This window comes from Proteiniphilum acetatigenes DSM 18083, from assembly GCF_000380985.1.
GTDB classification, from domain to species: Bacteria; Bacteroidota; Bacteroidia; order Bacteroidales; family Dysgonomonadaceae; genus Proteiniphilum; species Proteiniphilum acetatigenes.
In genome coordinates, this window is sequence record NZ_KB905697.1 from 95809 (window position 1) to 113430 (window position 17622).

The following is a 17622-nucleotide window of genomic DNA, read 5'->3' on the forward strand; positions in this document are numbered from 1 at the left end:
AACTTCCTTCCCTATTTATTCTGACAGGTTGTAATTAACCGTATCCTCCGGCTCTAAAAGAGAACAAAAATAATTCTTTTTATTCTCTTTTAAAAGTATTTACCGGCTTTATTCCATCTTTTTAATGCTCCTCTGTTCCTCCATTATGATTGATGAAGAAACGATGAAAATCATTTTGAAACACACCAGGGTTATTTGAGAGATGACTACATGGATATCAACCCTTTACGGATAGCATAAAAAGTGAGTCCCGACACGGTTTTAATTCCTGTTTTTGAAATGATATTCTTTCTGTGCGTGAGGACTGTATTATGACTGATGTGTAGTTTTTCCGCTATCTCTTTATTAAGATATCCCTTCACTATAAGCCGCAGGATTTCCTCTTCGCGGTTGGTAAGCTGATGAACATGCCGGTCGGGTTGCTGCTGCGCATGATCTCCGGAAATGGCATGATGCAGGTGTCGGATACCGGTTGAGTCCAATTCGTTAAGTTTGGGTCGAAGTACTTTCTCTCGTAATCTATTGTGGATGGCAAGATCTTTTTCAAAAGAATGGACGGAGAAGATAATTGCATAAATAAGATTTTGATTGAATTCTTTGGAGAGATGCCTGATTAAAATATTCTTCAGATCATGTAGCAATTCATAAGGGAAATCATCATCGAATAGAGTTTGATTCTGAAGATGTTCCGTCATTTTCTCTTTGAATTTCTGAAAGATATTATTAAGTATTTGCAGTTCTTCATTTTCGGAACCACTGATGGCAATAAAAGCATTCAGGTGTTTTCCGATGTTAGGTATCAGTTCGTGAATATAACTTTCCACCGTACACTGAAAATAATCGGCAATCGATTGGGCATCAAACAGAGCCAGCGAAGCCTCAGGGAGGTAGTTTTCATCGAGATAGACATTCAGGATAGTAAGAATGAAGTCGGGGTTGAGAGTATGTTCATCGCATAGTTCCAAAATAGTCTTATCTCCCACGCCAAGCCGTATTCCGAAACGGTTCAGTACAGGGACAAGCTCATTGTGCTCCATCAGCACATCGGCCATAACACTATATTGGTCCAATAAAGCCACTATCTGTTTTGATTTGATTTGACTTTTGCGGTAAAATCGCGATCATGCCTGTGTTCACGATAAAGATGACGAATAGCTGCCACAGGATGCACAAATAACATCCGTGGCCCTGCAAAACGCATTACTTCCTTGATTTTCATGCGCATGCTGCTCTTATAGCAGTGGACAGGACATTTGGCGCAGGTGGGCTTCTCTTCCCCAAAACGGCAAGTCTCTAATCGCTGCAAGGCATACTCTTGCAATGACCTGCATTCTGCACATAACTCCTTACCTGAACTGTGTTTAGAACGGCAGTAAATGGCAATCATCCTGCTGACAACTTTTTTCTCTCCTTCGTTCATCTATACTCCTTTTCAAAACGAACGTTTTCGTTAAGCAATACGAGTAGAAGACGAGTTTACTCGGATTATGCCGTTGCGAGAACTATTTCTATAAGCGAGCACAGAGGCAAAACTTGTTTTGACTATGTCAAGCGTAGAAATAGTGCAATAAACTTGAAAACGACTAATAGAATTAAAGTGTAAAATTAACCATATTATTTTTCGCAACCAAATCGATAGTCTAATAAAAAGAGTCCTCTTTATCCGGCGGTGGTTTCACTGTTGTCTTTTTTAAAATTTGATAATCGCCCTGCGAATTTCTATTTACCTCATATCCTTCATTGAGTTCAATCACCCATCCCTCTCCGACAATCCTCTTACCGGTTATTTCCAACGGTTCCGAAACAATTACCCATCGCCAATCATTTCTGAGCAATGCCCCTCCTTTCTCTACGGTAAGGACGCCCCAATTATCACTAAGCGTGATGGTAGGATAAACTGTTCCCTCATCCTCATCAAGAGGAATGAGATTTTGCGGATTGAAAGACATATTCATCTCTTCCAATCGTATTTCGAGACGCGGCTCCTCGAAAAATTTCTCCCGATACATATCAAGTAGCAAATTATTGGATACTTCCCGTTTGCTCTCTTCATCGGCAATTGTGCGGCCCCGATAATCTTCGGCAACCTGTTTTACATACGATTGCAACAGGATGCGCCTATCTACTCCGAATGCTTCTGAGAAGAATTCGGTGAGTTGTGTTTCTCCATCCACTTTTTTATTCCAATGGTTATCCTTCTGATAGAGGAAAAATCCGTACACCGGTACTGTTTCATAGGCAAATGAGCGTACAAATGAGGGTACTTTTTCAAACTGTTCGATCCGCCGGATAAGATATTCTCTCCACTGCCATTTATTACGTCCACTCATTATCTGCCCCGTGTATGTAGCCAATCCTTCCAGTAATTCGAGACTATTTTCTGTTGTTTCGGATCCCCGGTATAGCATTTGACGATATTTCCTGAAAATTAATGCATTTCTCAGATGCTCCTCTGCCCGGTTAAATCTTCGGGCTTTTAATGCCGCTTCCAGCGCTGCCATTTCAAGACGTAAGTATATCCTCCCTTCTCTGATATCCAAATGGTTATTCTCTTCCCTCCTGATCTGAAAACCAAGTGAAGGTTGGGCTACGTGAAACAACTCATGGGTAATAAGATCAACACGATCATGTTCGTTGGCAGATAATGGTAATGTTATCATCGCCCAATGAGTACCGCTCCATTGGATATCGGTATTGGAAAAGGTTACTTCTTTGGGTAATATGCCCTTGTAAATGCCTTTATCGAATTTCAAGACACCCCGTGCATCGGGCAAGTTGGCATAAACCTCTCTTGTCGCGGTATCTACAAGGAGGATAGGACCGTAAATATCTTTATCCCACAACCCCTGATGCAGAAAGGTGGCTTCCTCCACTTGTCGGAAGTAGAGTAAGAGCGAGTCCGCAGGATAGTGCGACGCCTGTACGGTCATGATCATAGAGAACAGACCCGTAAACAATATGCCTGTAAGCATTTTCATTGCTTTACGATTTAGGTAACAGCTTATTCATTTTCATTTCGCGGGTAAGCCGGCTCTGTTTATTTCCGCATCACTTTTGCGGAAAGCAGGGTAACCCATTTTCTTGGCAGGAAGCGAATACCGAAAGGAGCCAATTTGTTCATAGCACCATGGATAATCATGGGTTTGCCTTTCATCATAGCCCTGAATCCCAGTTCGGCCACCGCCCTCGCATCAGCGATCTTCACGTTCTTCACCAATTGGGATGCATTCATTTTCGACACCTCACCAAAATAGGTGCTGGTAGGTCCCGGACAAAGAGTGGTAACAGTAATTTGATCTTTTTTCAGTTCATTTCCAATCGCTTCCGACAGGTGAAGGACAAATGCTTTAGAGGCAAAGTATACCGCCATCATAGGTCCGGGCTGAAAAGCTGCTGTGGAAGAAAGATTTAATATCCTCCCCCCTTTTCGTCCTTTCCATTCCTGTACAAATAGATGGGTCAGGTGTGTAAGCGAAGTTATATTCAGGGTTATCATTTCTTCGTAACACTCCCAGGGCGTATCGGAAAATGCTCCGTAATCACCGAAGCCGGCATTGTTGACCAGATAATCCACGTCGAAACCTTTTCCCTTCACTTCCTGAAAAAGTTCTCCTGCAGCACCGGGACGGGAGAGGTCTTTCACCAACAGATATACGGAAATATCATACCGGCTCTCCAGTTGTTCTTTCAACAACTGCAACCTGTCACCACTACGGGCGGTCAGGATCAGATCGCACCGGTTCTCTGCAAAAAGGAAAGCCAATTCCTTCCCTATCCCTTTGGATGCTCCCGTGATCAATGCCGTTTTATTCATACGATTATTTTACTCCATCCAATTTATGGCAAAATTAAACTATTTTTTTGCTTACCTGTCAAATATGGAGGATAAATTGATGTGATGATGTAATGATATGATAATGGAGATGGATAAAGGATAGTATGCTTCGCACGATAAAAGATAGAAGTGAAGGTGTGGAAAGTCAGGAAAATTGAATGGCAAGGCATTGCAGAGAGGAAGGCCACAATCCAGCTTTCCATCGCAAACACTCTGCAATATTAATTAAATTGGGTTCTAATTGATGGAGCGTATTCAGGTTGTGATAATCAGGATACGCTCACTGTTTATTTCAACTCCGTTTTCTCGATTTATCGATCCGAAGAAAAATAAAGAGTAAAATAGTAAATCCCCATAACGAAGATCCTCCGTAACTGAAAAAAGGCAACGGAATTCCAATAACGGGCATAATACCGATTACCATACCGATATTGACGATCATATGAAACAGGAAGACGCCTGCCACACCATAACCATAAGTGCGACCAAAAACTGTTGTCTGCCGCTCTGCCAGACGGAACAGTCGGAGCACAAAGAACATCATGAGCAACAGTACAACGGAGGAGCCGATAAATCCGTGTTCCTCACCTATAGTACAGAAAATAAAATCGGTATCCTGTTCGGGAACATACTTGAGCTTCGTCTGTGTACCATTGAGGAATCCTTTTCCTGTCAACCCTCCTGATCCGATGGCGATTTTGGATTGTCCCACATGATATCCCGCTCCACTCAGATCCTGTTCCATTCCCAAAGTCACCTTAATACGCATTTGCTGGTGCGGCTGAAGCACATCGTAAAACACATACTCCACCGATTCAAGAAAGGCAAAAGAGCCGATCAGAAACAGAAAAATATAGAGATATGTTCTTTTTCCGTACCTGAAAAAATGGAACAACAGATAAAGGGCAGTATACGATAATGCTATGATAGCAACTATTCCCCAGTCTACATTTACGGAAAAAAATGAAGCCACAAAAGCCAGTAAAAAAATAGCAGCTACCGACAGCAGAAGAGTGATGAACGTGTTACGCCGTTTGATATAATTCCATATCATGGCTGCCGAGAAAATAATAATGAGAATGACTGTGACGAACTCTCCTTCGGAAAGGGCACCCATCTGTTCATCAGAGAATCGGATACCCAGAATAAAATAGAGGATAGCTGCGATCCCCATAAAAAGGAATCCACCGGGTAACCCTTCTCTGTATAACACCAGGATAAAACTCAGGTAGACAAGCGCCGTACCCGTTTCGCTCTGTGCAATTACCAGGATCACCGGTAACAGGATGATAGCACTTACCAACCAGAGATTCTTCCGTTCCATCAGGTGAAAGCTATATGAATTGAATACCCTGGCCAATGTAAGGGCAATAATAAATTTCATAAATTCTGCGGGTTGCAGCCGCACCGGCCCGATAATCAGCCATGAACGGGAGCCATTGATTTCTTCCGCCACCAAAAGTGTGACTACCAGTAATAGAATACCTGCCAGATAAAATAGAAATGCATAAGTTTCGTAGAAAGCCGTATCGATTTTCAGCAGTACAAAAGCCAGGAGGAATGAAGTACCCATCCAGATCAACTGCATCCCTGCCCTGGAAGAAAGGTCGAACAGTCCCGTAGCATTTTCCAGATCGAAACTGGCCGCATAGATATTGAGCCATCCAAGCAGCACGAAAACGAGGTAGAAAATGACAGTCGGCTTGTCTACTTTCCCCTTTTCTTCTATTTCGTTTCTTCCCTGATAGATCATTATATCTTATTCTTTATTAATTGTTAGGAGACTTACTGACAGGCAGATTTCTGGTGTACACATAGGGTAGTATTTCACGGTTCATGATAGTGGTCTCTAACCATTGATCACTCTCCGGTATCTCTCCCCTGAAGAATTTCTGCATCATCAACCTTGCGATAGGGACAGCATTTGTCGCACCAAACCGTCCATTCTCCACAATGACGGCGATAGCCACCTGCGGATTATCTTTCGGCGCAAAGCCCATAAAGAGCGAGTGGTCATCACCATGCGGGTTTTCAGCCGTACCGGTCTTACCGCATACTTCCACAAACGGTGCCAGATTAATACCACGACAGGTACCCATCGTCACCGCATCAGCCATCCCCTCGACAGTTATATCGAAATACTCCCTGTTGATACCTGAGTCATGTCTCGTAGTATAGGTTCCCTCCAGTGCCGCTCCTTTGCGTTCTTTTACCACATGGGGTGTATAATAATATCCCCTGTTGGCGATCATAGCACCCAGGTTGGCGATCTGCAAAGGCGTGGCAAGGATCTCACCCTGCCCGATGGCGATGGAGATTATATTATGTGCATTCCAACGTTCCGTTTTGAAGACGTTTGTATAGAACTTGCTGTTGGGAATAAATCCCCTTTTCTCGGAAGGGAGATCTACTCCCAACGGATAACCAAAGCCCATATCCACCATATGGTCGCGCCATACGTCGAAAGCTGCCCCTACCGTTGCATATTTGTTCCTGTTACTCAACATGCCGTTCAATCCGTAACAGAAGAAAGAGTTACAGGAGGTAGTGAGGGCATACTGAAGAGATAACGGTGAAGCGTGAGGATGGCAGCCGGGACGTCCTCCCAGCGGAGGATATCCGCCATAACAGGCATATCGTGTCTCGGGCGTGATAATACCTTCCTGCAGGAAGATGAGTCCCTGTGTAGGTTTAAAGGTTGATCCCGGCGGATATGTACCGGCAATAGCCCTGTTGATAAGCGGTTTAAACGGATTGCTTTCAAGCTGCCGGTAATTCGCGCTGAAACTTTTTCCGGTAAGAAGTACGGGGTCGTAGGTAGGGGCCGATACCATGCAGAGTATCTCACCCGTTTTTGGATCGATCATCACAATACTTCCCACTTTGTTGTGCATCAGCTTCTCACCGTATGCCTGCAGATCGATATCGATACCCAGAGTAAGGTCTTTCCCCGACACCGGCGCTTTATCATGCGCTCCATCTTCATATTTTCCCTGCACTCTCCCATGTGCATCGCGGAGAAGTATTTCTACCCCTTTTTCACCCCGAAGATCTTCTTCATGCGACAACTCAATACCCGATTTTCCGACATAATCACCCCTCACATAATAGGGATCGGCTGCCATCTTATTCTTATCAACTTCGGCTACGTAACCGAGGATAAGTCCCATGTTGGGGTAATTGTATTGCCGCTCCGTACGGCTTTGGATATAAACTCCTGGAAATTTATATAGTTTCTCCTGCAATAGCCCATACTCCTCCACATTAAGCTGTGTCATGAACAGTTGCGGGGTATAGGATGAATAACCCGGGTTCTTTCGGCGGTCTCTCATATCGGCATCCAGGGTATAAAACCGTTCCATATCGATATTGAGTGTACGGCAAAAATCGAGCGTATCGAACTGTTTCATCTCCCGGACCACCATCATCACATCATATGTAGGCCTGTTATAGACCAGCAGTTTACCATTCCGGTCGTATATGGCACCTCTTGCCGGATAGAGAGTTCTACGGAGGAAAGCGTTACTGTCGGCATACTCCCTGTATTGGGGACTCATCAACTGCAACTTGAAGAGTTGAGCCACATACACCAATACGATTATTACCACTACTGCGGCAATAACATATCGTCTTTTGGCAAGGGGATTAGCATTATTGTTCACCGGCTTTTCTCCTAAACATTAAACTATCTAACGCAATAATCAACGGAATCGTGATGACAGATGAGGTCGCGATCCGCAACAGAGTATTCTTCAGATTAAAGAGTGTGAACGATTCGATAAAAAATAACAACGTGAGATGCAGGAGTACCATGAAAATAGTGAATCGCACGAAAGGGCCGGCGGCAGTATTGATACCGGGTACGAAATCATCGTATCCTTCTCTTTCAAAGAAAAGTCCTAGGATATTCTTTCTAAGAGCCGCCACAATAGTAATTGCAGCCGCATTCATTCCCGGTGTATTTAAAAATATATCGATGATCAACCCCATCAAAAAGGCGGAAGTGATCACATAATAGAGGTTTCTGCCTACCGGCAGCTTCAGCAGGAAATAGATATACAGAACAGGAGTGGCAATACCAAACAGGCTGATCCGGTTCAGCAGCAACGTCTGAAGCAGGATCAGCGCCACAAAAAGCACTATTTCGTATATATAACTCAATTTCATTCCTGTAACGTCTCTTCAAGCTGTTTCTGCTCCTCATAATAGGTGTCATCGATCACCAGCACGTCCTGCAACGTATAGAAATTGGTGGCCAGTTGAATATTGAATGTATTGAAATTATCATCCTTCGACTGTCCCTCACTACTCACAAAACCAATGATAGTATTTCTGGGAAAGATGCGGGAAAAGCTGGTCATCACAGTATCACCCTTATGAAAATCTTCATGCTTAGGCAACTCCTGCAATTGCGCTTCCCCGATACTTGTCCCGTCCCAGGAGACAGAACCGTAATTTTCAGAATTTTTCAGCCTGGCACTTAACCGGAATTTGGGATTAATAACCGGAATTACCACTGAGAAGTTCGGCGACACAACCGACACCACACCTACCACACCACCTGTTGAGATCACCCCCATATCGGGTTTGATGCCGTGCTGAGATCCTTTACTGATCGTGATAAAATTATTTACACCCGAAAAACTCAGGTTGACTACTTCGGCAGGGATATAACCGAATTGTGGCATCGGAACGGAATCACTTACAAATGCATTCACTTCCGAGGAATCGACAGCGGTAAGGATATTAATCCGGTCTTTGAGTGCAAGGATCTGTTTCTCCAGTTCAGCACTTCGTTCCAACAACAACTGATTATTTTTCTTCAGATGGAAGAACGATGTAACATCCCTGGAGAGCGAGTAAAACCATCCTGTTACCTGATTGGCTGAAGTAAGATAGACGCTGCGTTGATAGGAATTATGCGTAAAAACGAGATAGAAACTGAATGCTACCAGCAGTGCGGCAAGCAACCAGTGACTATTCCGAATGATAAAGTTAAAAAGATTACGCATATAAACCTATGCCTTATGTCTTATTCCCTTCCCTTAGCTACCAGCTAAGAACTCACGGTAAATTACCGCATCAAAAAGGTAAATTTATCAATATTCCTCAGTGCGATACTGGTTCCCTTGGCTACCATATGCAGCGGGTCGTCCACCACTCTGAAAGGGATACCAATTTTCTCGGTCAACCTTTTATCGAGCCCTCTCAGCAAAGCACCACCGCCGGTCAGGTAGATACCGTTGCGTACAATATCGGCATACAATTCGGGAGGCGTCTGCTCCAGTGCGCTCAGCACAGCCGAATCGACCTTGGATACCGATTTCTCGATGCAATGTGCAATCTCCTGATAAGATACAGGCACATCCATGGGCAGTGAGGTCATCCTGTTAGGTCCGTGCACGATAAAATCTTCAGGCGGATTGTCGAGCTCAGTAAGTACAGATCCCACATTGATCTTGATCTGTTCGGCAGTACGGTCCCCCACCTTGATATTGTGCTGACGTCCCATATAATCCTGGATGTCTTCGGTAAAATCATCACCGGCAATCTTGATCGATTTATTGGAAACGATGCCTCCGAGCGAGATCACGGCGATCTCAGTGGTGCCGCCACCTATATCCACAATCATATTGCCTTCAGGGGCCTCCACGTCGAGACCGATCCCGAGGGCTGCCGCCATCGGTTCAAAGATCATATAGACATCGCGGCCTCCGGCATGTTCTGCCGAGTCACGCACGGCACGGATCTCCACTTCGGTGCTTCCCGAGGGGATGCAGACGACCACACGCAGCGAAGGAGAGAACAACCCTCCTCTGTTTTTGTTCGCCATTTTGATCATACCCCGGATCATCTGCTCCGCAGCGTTGAAATCGGCGATCACACCGTCTCTCAACGGTCTCACCGTACGAATATTCTCATGTGTCTTACCGTGCATCTGTCTTGCCTTTTCGCCCAAAGCAATCATCTTATCGGTCTTGCGATCCAGCGCCACGATAGAGGGTTCGTCCAGGAGTATCTTTCCCGCGTTGTTCACAATGACGGAATTGGCGGTACCAAGGTCCATTGCCAGCTCCTGTGTAAATGAAAATAAGCCCATAATGTATAATATTAAGCTATTCGATAGTAACTATGTTTTGTGTTTAATGTTTGAAATGCCTTACGCCGGTCTTCACCATCGAAAGGCCGTTTTGATTGCAGTAATCTACTGATTCCCCATCACGGACTGAACCGCCGGGTTGTATAACGGCTGTAATCCCGGCTTTGTGTGCAATCTCCACACAATCCGGAAAGGGGAAGAAAGCATCGCTGGCCATCACTGCTCCCTGTAGGTCGAAATGGAATGTGCCTGCTTTCTCTATTGCCTGGTTCAATGCGTCAACCCTCGAAGTCTGCCCCGTACCGCTCGCGATCAGTTGCTTATCCTTTGCCAGCACAATGGCATTCGACTTGGTATGCTTCACCAGCTTATTGGCAAACAGCAAATCTTCGGTTTCTTTTGCCGTAGGAGCTTTGGTTGTCATCACCTGCAAACCGGCAGCAGTCTCTACACTCAGATCCTTATCCTGCACCAGAGCGCCATTCAACACCGAACGATATTGCAAACGTTGTGTAGCTTTCTCACTCGATTTCAATACCAAAATTATACGATTTTTCTTTTGGAACAAAATATCCAGCGCATCTGTATCGTATTCCGGTGCAATGATCACCTCGAAGAAGATCTCGTTAATGGCTGCGGCTGCTTCTTTGTCCACCCGTCCGTTGGTCACCACGATACCACCAAAAGCCGATACCGGATCAGCAGCCAATGCGGCATCCCATGCTTCTTTCACTGTCGGACGACAAGCCATGCCGCAGGCATTGTTATGTTTGAGAATAGCCAGAGCCGTTTCGTTGAAATCTGAGATCAATGAAACAGCCGCATCAATATCAAGGAGGTTGTTATAGGAAATCTCCTTGCCATGAAGTTGCTCAAATATTTCGTCGAAATTGCCATAAAATACTCCCTGCTGATGAGGGTTCTCACCGTAACGAAGCTGTTTTCCACCGTCCTGGGCTATACGCAGTGCCGAATTATCATCACCATCAAAATAACTGAATATCGCCGAATCATAACCGGAGGAGACCATAAAAGCCTCTTTGGCAAACCGGCGACGATCGTCTATGTTTGAAAGTCCTCCCTTTTCTTTTAAGAGATCGAGCAGAGGTTTATACTGATCTTTCGAAGCAACGATAAGCACATCTTTGTAATTCTTTGCAGCAGCACGTATAAGCGAAATACCTCCTATATCTATTTTCTCAATGATCTCTTCTTCCGAACCACCGGCAGCAACCGTCTCCCGAAAAGGGTACAGATCAACAATAACCAGGTCAATAGAAGGAATATCATATGATTTCACCTGTTTCTTATCGGTTTCGTTATCGCGCCGGTAAAGTATCCCTCCGAAGATTTTCGGATGAAGAGTTTTTACCCGACCTCCCAGAATAGAGGGATAGCCGCTGACATCTTCCACCGCCTCGCACTCATAACCTAATGACTGGATAAATTCCTGCGTGCCGCCGGTAGAAATAAATTTGACCCGTAAATTATGTAATTCCCGAAGTATTTCCTCCAGCCCATCCTTATGGTAAACCGAAATAAGGGCTGTTTGAATTTTTTTTGACATTATGCGTCCGTTTAAGTCGTTATTTATAAAATGAGTACAAAGGTATAAAATCTATCGCTCTTTTTTGTCAATCGACTTGTTAGTTTTGCATAAATTTGAAAAAAACAGCCGGCAATCACTTGCAGGCTGAACCATATACGGGTAAAAGGAGTATTTTACCCGCCAAATAGAGAGAATGAAAAATGTGTATATTCAGTAATCTGAGTTTCTTTAACGGGATTCAGTTCTATTGTCATCCGGAGGTCGTTCACCGCTTCCAAACTATAAGTAAGTCCTTTTTCGTGCCGATGGACAGCTTTATTATCCCAGATACCGGTCACAGCTTCTTTTGCTTTTTTAATAACGGCCATTCGCTGGATAAATCCCTCCACGATGTAGGCGAACTTTCCGGCGGAAGCCCGGGTAAGGGCACGGATAAAATTGTCGAGCCCGGCAAGTAAGCTCTCCTTGCGTCCGGCCGCATCTTCCGACAACTCTTCGTTGCCGCTGTAATGTGCAAGCATCAGATCTACTATCTGGGCTGAGAGGTTTGACATCAACAGGTTTGTTAGTGTCCGGGCGTCGGGAATAGTGATGAATGATCTTGTCCATACGGGCAGATAATCGACGAACCTATGACGATATTCGCTGACAAAACCGGTCAGCATCGCATTGATTCCATGCTCAATAGTCTGTCGGGCATGAATCTGGAAATTTTTTCCGTGGGAAAGCGGATAGTCGATCTCCTCAATATATTTCGTTTCGATATCGAGCTTTCTTCCTGCAACCTCCACAATCCTATAGGGACACGGATAGGTGACTAGTGAGGCGGTCTCTATTTCGTAGAGATAGTTACCGAATGAATCTTCAACCCTTGCAATATCAGACGAGTGGAAGTGCCCGGTGAATAATACGTTGATTCCATACTCTAAGAATCTTTTCTGTACCTCTGTGAAGTTATCCACCATATAGGGTACGGCAAACAGGCCCTGATGCGTAAAATGCTCTACCACGTTGTGGTGCATCATGGCCACTATCTGCTTGTCGAGTATTTTTGCGACCCGCATCTCATTGCGAATCCACGCCATAGTTCCGGATCTGATAGCGCCGTGTGTCACACAAAAATCGGTCTTATCGCCATTCGAAATAAACCTGTTCTCGTCATATTTGTTGGAATCGATGCACAGTACCCTGAATCCTTCTACCGGTTCGCTGACGTAACTGAGCGAATGCGCATCCCGGCTGACGGCATCGCCGTATCCGTAATCGGCATATATCATCTCGAAATCATCAGCCGAAACGGTCGCCTCCCTGTGGGTAACATCACCGTGAAAACTGACGGCGTCAGGATTGTTTATATCATGATTTCCAGGGATCACCAGCACTTTTATCCCTTGCCTGCGCAGAGGGTGTAAGAGTTGTGCCACCCCGTGATGACTTACTTTTTCTCCGTCTTTCGTCAAGTCACCCGGGATAAACACAATATCTACGTTCTCTTGTAATAGCTGTTTCACGGTTTGACGGAGAATAGCATCGCTTTCCAGCAGTAATTTCCTGTCCCGGTTGAGATAATCTTCCAGCGCTTTCCCCTTTTCCACGATGAGGGATGGATGAGTGTAGTGGAGGTCGGTGAGAATGCCTATCCTGGCTTTTTGAGCGAATGTCGTATATTTCGTCATGCTGTGATGTTGTCTATCTTTTTTCACGCTGCGAAAATACACTGAAAACCGGACATAAAGGCGTTTTTCGGGTTAAGTTAAAATGAAGTTTTTACTACAAAAAAATTACAATTCAAGCTGCTGATCCTGACTCCGCAATGTAGCGACCGATCTATACGTATTTATTTTGTCCGAAACAAAAAAGCAAAATCGAAAAGGGGCGCTGCCTTATTAGCAGTGCCCCTCTTATATGTCAAAAAATGACTCTTACTTCCGGTACCCGGTCAATTTCTCACTTCCCAACCGAGTGCACTGGCGCCCAATACGGCGGCATCGCTCTCTTTCAGGTCGGAGAACATTAGTTTCACCTTATTTTGAAAGATGGGTAACATATTTTTCTCCATACTCTCACGGATAGGATTCATAATGAGGTCTCCCGCTTTGGAAAGCCCTCCGAAGAGGATAATAGCCTCGGGGCTGGAAAAAGCCACAAAGTCGGCAAATGCTTCACCCAGCATCTCTCCGGTAAATTTGAAGATATCCTTCGCCAGTTCATCTCCGGCCATAGCTGCATCGAACACATCTTTGGAAGTTATATCTTCGGCCGGGATATTACGAAGGCGTGTCTGGGTATCAGGCTTCAGTTCGAGGTATTCACGTGCTGTACGCGCCACACCGGTGGCCGATGCATAGGCTTCCAGGCAACCGGTTCTGCCGCATCCGCACAAGCGGCCATTGTGCCGACGCATGATCACGTGCCCGAGTTCACCGGCAAAACCATCGTGTCCGTACACCAATTGTCCGTTCACCACAATACCGCTACCCACACCTGTCCCCAGTGTGATCACAATAAAATCTTTCATCCCTCGGGCCGCACCGTAGGTCATTTCACCGATAGCCGCCGCATTCGCGTCATTGGTAAGTGCTACAGGAATACCTACCCGGTCTTCCAGCAGTTGGGCAAAAGGGATCACTCCTTTCCAGGGGAGATTAGGAGCAAACTCAATACTTCCGGTAAAATAATTACCGTTGGGTGTACCGGCACCAATCCCTTTGATCTGATCTTTGGTCGTTGTTCCCGTGATAAGATCTTCGATCAGGTTGGTAAGTTCATCCAGATAATCTTCCACCTGGGAATGTTTAGCTGTCTTGATGCTGCCGCTCTTTAAAATCTGTCCTCTTTTGTCCACGATGCCCACAACGGTGTTCGTACCGCCTACATCAATACCTATTACATAGGGTTTATCCATAGATTTGTTTATTAAAAGTTAGTCAATGATGATTATTAGAATTTTATGCGCACAAATATAGGCTTTTTTCATTAAACCGATTTCATACTCGCAGAATTATTTCATTTTTGTCATGCTTTATCCGAGAGGGTATTTTATAGGCAAAACAGGATCATACTTATCCTGATTATGGTTTTATCAAATTGTAATCCGGTGAATTGAATTTCCGAACAGAACGGCTGATTGCCCTGGCGTCCTCCCCGCATAATTTGCCCAACAATTCCCAGAATTTCTCACCATGATTCATCTCGACAGTATGTGCCAGTTCGTGAAGCACAACGTAATCGATCAGTTTTTCAGGTAATAACATCAGATAGAACGAGAGATTGATGTTTTTTTGGCGGGAACAACTTCCCCACCGGGTTGTACTTTTGTTGATCTTTACCTGACTAAATTGTAAATTGATTTTTTTTGCCCAAAAGGCGACCTTTTGTGGCAGAACACGTTTTGCCTCATGCCGCAGGACGTGCCTGATCATCTCCTTGACCGTATCCTGCAGTTGCCCACTCATCATATCCAATCCATCAGGAATGAAAATCATCAACTCTCCATCCCTCAATCTCATCTGAACGTTTTTCATTTTATCGGTTCTCGATATTCGGGCTTGAAACGTAAAAGTATCGATAACGGATTCCTCAGTAATCAGCGGTTCAGCGGTAATTGCAACTTTGATCATCCGCGGACGCATCTCATCCAATACCCGAGGAAGTCTTTTAAAATCAAAGCCATATGGGACAGTCAGATGTATTTTACCCTCTTTTCTTCGGGCAATGATGTTCTTTGCTCTCACATTGGGTTTAATCAGAATACGTCCTAACTGGTTGTCGTAGTATTCGTACATTCGGCAAAGATATGGTTTATTATTTGATGTATTCGTTTTATTTACGAAGAATATAAAATGCGCCTCGGAAAAGTTCAACAAGTTAGATTATTTGAGTCGCCTTCGCTCCTCGATTTTCAATTCTGCGCTCGGCAAAACGAGTAAACTCGTTCTGCTCTCTCTTAACGAAATAGTTCAAGCAAGCTTGGTTTTCTCCCGGCTTTCATTATATTTCGAAAAATAATATAGGATACACCTCGGAAAAGCTCAAGCGAGCTTGGCTTTTCTCCCGGCTTTCACTATATTTGCAGCTTCAAATTTAAATTTATCAGGAAAAACCTGATATTAACAACAATCTTCAAGAATTATTAAATAATTACTAACTATAAGACAGACACACAGAACCCATGAATGAAATTAAATTTTACAACGGAGAGAAGATTCCGTTGGAGTTGCACAAAGTACGTGTAGTGCAGAAGTTGCATTTAGTACCTATCGAGAGAAGATTAGAAGCATTACAGGAAGGAGGATTCAACACTTTCCGGCTCAATACCAAGGATGTATTCCTCGACATGCTTACCGACAGCGGCACCAATGCGATGAGTGACAATCAAATGGCCGCCATGATGCAGGCCGATGACGCCTATGCCGGATCACAAAGTTTCTTCCGCCTGCAGAAAGCGGTAGAAGATGTACTGGGTAAGAAATATTATCTTCCGGTACACCAGGGTCGCGCCGCAGAGAACATCCTGTCGAACGCCTATGTACGGAAGGGCAATCTGGTTCCGATGAACTACCACTTTACCACTGCCATGGCACACATCACCCAGTATGGGGGCAAGATCGCTGAACTACTGTACGACGAAGCTTACGTAATCAACTCTTCCCACCCTTTCAAGGGAAATATGAATATAGAAAAACTGGAAGAAGTTATTAAAATACATGGCGCCAAGAACATCCCGTTCATCCGCATGGAAGCCTCTACAAATCTTATCGGGGGACAACCTTTTTCTGTACAGAATCTGAGAGATGTAAGGGCTATTGCCGATAAATACAATATCCGGCTTGTGCTCGATGCCAGTTTACTGGGCGAGAACGCCTACTTAGTGATACAGCGCGAGGAAGAATTTAAAGGAAGTTCAATGGGTGAAGTGATGAAGATCATGACCGGGCTGGCCGATATTGTCTACTTTTCAGCGCGGAAACTTAGCTCTTCCCGCGGAGGTGGTATCTGCACAGATAATACCGACATTTACCGTGAGCTGGAAGCACTTGTCCCTCTGTTCGAAGGATTTCTGACCTATGGAGGTATCTCTGTTCGTGAAATTGAAGCAATGGCAGTAGGGCTATATGAAACACTCGACGAAACGATGATTAGTCAAAGTCCCGACTTTATTGCTTACCTGGTGAATGCACTCGATGCACACGGTGTGCCGGTAGTAAAACCGGCCGGCGTATTGGGCGCCCACGTAGATGCGATGAAGGTATGCGAGCATATCCCGCAAAAAGAATATCCCGCAGGAGCATTGGCCGCAGCGCTCTTTCTTATTTCAGGGATCCGAGGGATGGAAAGAGGCTCTATCTCCAACCAACGTGACGAGTATGGCAACGAAACCTATGCCGATATGGAACTGGTACGACTGGCAATACCGCGCCGGGTCTTCACCTTATCGCAGATCAAATATGTAGAGGACCGGATGACCTGGTTATACGAAAACCGTGCATTGATCGGCGGACTCCGTTTCGTATACGAGCCACCCGTACTCCGTTTCTTTATGGGAGGACTGGAACCGGTAAGTGACTGGCCTCAGAAACTGATTGCCAAATTTAAGGAAGATTTCGGAGAAAGCCTGTAAATACTACTCCAACATCTCTACTTTATCACTGATGAACTCTCCGGTAAATGCGATCAGACGCTTGAAACCATCCGGTAGATGTTCATCAGTGTTGTTATTGACTGAAATGAACTTGCTCTGATCGTCCCGTTTTAATTCGATCACGTAAATGATATTATTATCGGTATCATCTTCCCGGTCGAAACCATACGAATCGTCCATCTTTTCCAACTTACTTCCGGCTATCAATTTGGCAAATATATCAAACTCCTCCTGTGTCAGCTTACCTTCTTCAATGAGAGGCCTTGCCTTTCCTTCATACTTATCAAAGAAATAGTTATATCGGCCGATTCGGTAAGTGGAATCCGGATTCAACTGGAATTCGACCTTAAAATTATTGATACTCTCCATACTATATCTATAGGTGAAATCTTTCAGGCCGGAAGAGTGACTACAACCGATTAGGCAGGATAGAAATAAAACAAATAGACACAGGTTGAATATTTTTGACATCATTGTTTCTTTTATATTGGGAAGTC

Annotated in this window: 15 protein-coding genes; 1 reads left to right on the forward strand and 14 read right to left on the reverse strand. The window is 44.6% G+C overall.

What is annotated here, in order from left to right; genetic code table 11:
* Positions 1-206 precede the first annotated feature (206 nt).
* The 13 genes from F597_RS0110710 to F597_RS0110770 form a co-directional block, all read right to left on the reverse strand.
* Entirely contained in the window at positions 207-1079 is an 873-nt protein-coding gene (locus tag F597_RS0110710; RefSeq protein WP_139224086.1) for a response regulator transcription factor, read from the reverse strand.
* A complete protein-coding gene (locus F597_RS0110715) occupies positions 1079-1420 on the reverse strand; it encodes a nitrous oxide-stimulated promoter family protein (protein WP_019539739.1) in 342 nt (113 codons plus the stop codon). Before F597_RS0110715 ends, F597_RS0110710 begins: the two co-directional genes overlap by 1 nt.
* A 220-nt stretch (positions 1421-1640) precedes the next feature.
* The gene (locus tag F597_RS20595; protein ID WP_019539740.1) at positions 1641-2978 is read right to left on the reverse strand and encodes a hypothetical protein; all 1338 of its coding nucleotides are present in this window, start codon (positions 2976-2978) and stop codon (positions 1641-1643) included.
* A 59-nt stretch (positions 2979-3037) separates the two neighbouring features.
* Positions 3038-3814 (reverse strand): SDR family NAD(P)-dependent oxidoreductase, encoded by a 777-nt coding sequence (locus F597_RS0110725; protein ID WP_019539741.1) that lies wholly within the window; start codon positions 3812-3814, stop codon positions 3038-3040.
* A gap of 313 nt (positions 3815-4127) precedes the next feature.
* Complete coding sequence (rodA, locus tag F597_RS0110730; RefSeq protein ID WP_019539742.1) at positions 4128-5588, reverse strand: rod shape-determining protein RodA; 1461 nt, start codon at positions 5586-5588, stop codon at positions 4128-4130.
* Positions 5589-5604: 16 nt separating this feature from the next.
* Positions 5605-7497, reverse strand: coding sequence for a penicillin-binding protein 2 (mrdA, locus tag F597_RS0110735; protein ID WP_019539743.1), 1893 nt, complete (start codon positions 7495-7497; stop codon positions 5605-5607).
* Positions 7487-8002: a rod shape-determining protein MreD gene (gene mreD / locus F597_RS0110740; protein ID WP_019539744.1), complete on the reverse strand. Its 516-nt coding sequence runs from the start codon at positions 8000-8002 to the stop codon at positions 7487-7489. Before mreD ends, mrdA begins: the two co-directional genes overlap by 11 nt.
* A complete protein-coding gene (mreC, locus tag F597_RS0110745) occupies positions 7999-8847 on the reverse strand; it encodes a rod shape-determining protein MreC (RefSeq protein ID WP_019539745.1) in 849 nt (282 codons plus the stop codon). The genes mreD and mreC overlap by 4 nt, the downstream gene beginning before the upstream one ends.
* A 62-nt stretch (positions 8848-8909) precedes the next feature.
* Positions 8910-9935: a rod shape-determining protein gene (locus F597_RS0110750; RefSeq protein WP_019539746.1), complete on the reverse strand. Its 1026-nt coding sequence runs from the start codon at positions 9933-9935 to the stop codon at positions 8910-8912.
* Positions 9936-9978: 43 nt separating this feature from the next.
* Entirely contained in the window at positions 9979-11502 is a 1524-nt protein-coding gene (gene purH / locus F597_RS0110755; protein WP_019539747.1) for a bifunctional phosphoribosylaminoimidazolecarboxamide formyltransferase/IMP cyclohydrolase, read from the reverse strand.
* A gap of 155 nt (positions 11503-11657) precedes the next feature.
* A complete protein-coding gene (locus F597_RS20600; RefSeq protein ID WP_019539748.1) occupies positions 11658-13160 on the reverse strand; it encodes a metallophosphoesterase family protein in 1503 nt (500 codons plus the stop codon).
* Between the two features lie 263 nt (positions 13161-13423).
* Positions 13424-14389, reverse strand: a complete 966-nt coding sequence (locus F597_RS0110765) for an ROK family protein (RefSeq protein ID WP_019539749.1) — start codon at positions 14387-14389, stop codon at positions 13424-13426.
* Between the two features lie 166 nt (positions 14390-14555).
* Entirely contained in the window at positions 14556-15269 is a 714-nt protein-coding gene (locus F597_RS0110770) for a M48 family metallopeptidase (RefSeq protein WP_019539750.1), read from the reverse strand.
* Between the two features lie 386 nt (positions 15270-15655).
* Here F597_RS0110770 and F597_RS0110775 point away from each other — a divergent pair, with 386 nt between their 5' ends.
* Entirely contained in the window at positions 15656-17104 is a 1449-nt protein-coding gene (locus F597_RS0110775) for a tryptophanase (protein WP_019539751.1), read from the forward strand.
* A 3-nt stretch (positions 17105-17107) separates the two neighbouring features.
* On the opposite strand, the gene F597_RS0110780 is transcribed toward F597_RS0110775, so the two are convergent.
* Positions 17108-17599, reverse strand: a complete 492-nt coding sequence (locus F597_RS0110780; protein WP_157279091.1) for a hypothetical protein — start codon at positions 17597-17599, stop codon at positions 17108-17110.
* Positions 17600-17622: the final 23 nt, after the last annotated feature.

Excerpts from the sequence above, each read along its gene's own strand:
- F597_RS0110715 (WP_019539739.1), bottom strand. The coding sequence starts at position 1,420 with ATGAACGAAGGAGAGAAAAAAGTTGTCAGCAGGATGATTGCCATTTAC.
- F597_RS20595 (WP_019539740.1), bottom strand. The coding sequence starts at position 2,978 with ATGAAAATGCTTACAGGCATATTGTTTACGGGTCTGTTCTCTATGATC.
- F597_RS0110725 (WP_019539741.1), bottom strand. The coding sequence starts at position 3,814 with ATGAATAAAACGGCATTGATCACGGGAGCATCCAAAGGGATAGGGAAG.
- rodA (WP_019539742.1), bottom strand. The coding sequence starts at position 5,588 with ATGATCTATCAGGGAAGAAACGAAATAGAAGAAAAGGGGAAAGTAGAC.
- mreD (WP_019539744.1), bottom strand. The coding sequence starts at position 8,002 with ATGAAATTGAGTTATATATACGAAATAGTGCTTTTTGTGGCGCTGATC.
- mreC (WP_019539745.1), bottom strand. The coding sequence starts at position 8,847 with ATGCGTAATCTTTTTAACTTTATCATTCGGAATAGTCACTGGTTGCTT.
- F597_RS0110750 (WP_019539746.1), bottom strand. The coding sequence starts at position 9,935 with ATGGGCTTATTTTCATTTACACAGGAGCTGGCAATGGACCTTGGTACC.
- purH (WP_019539747.1), bottom strand. The coding sequence starts at position 11,502 with ATGTCAAAAAAAATTCAAACAGCCCTTATTTCGGTTTACCATAAGGAT.
- F597_RS20600 (WP_019539748.1), bottom strand. The coding sequence starts at position 13,160 with ATGACGAAATATACGACATTCGCTCAAAAAGCCAGGATAGGCATTCTC.
- F597_RS0110765 (WP_019539749.1), bottom strand. The coding sequence starts at position 14,389 with ATGGATAAACCCTATGTAATAGGTATTGATGTAGGCGGTACGAACACC.
- F597_RS0110770 (WP_019539750.1), bottom strand. The coding sequence starts at position 15,269 with ATGTACGAATACTACGACAACCAGTTAGGACGTATTCTGATTAAACCC.
- F597_RS0110775 (WP_019539751.1), top strand. The coding sequence starts at position 15,656 with ATGAATGAAATTAAATTTTACAACGGAGAGAAGATTCCGTTGGAGTTG.
- F597_RS0110780 (WP_157279091.1), bottom strand. The coding sequence starts at position 17,599 with ATGATGTCAAAAATATTCAACCTGTGTCTATTTGTTTTATTTCTATCC.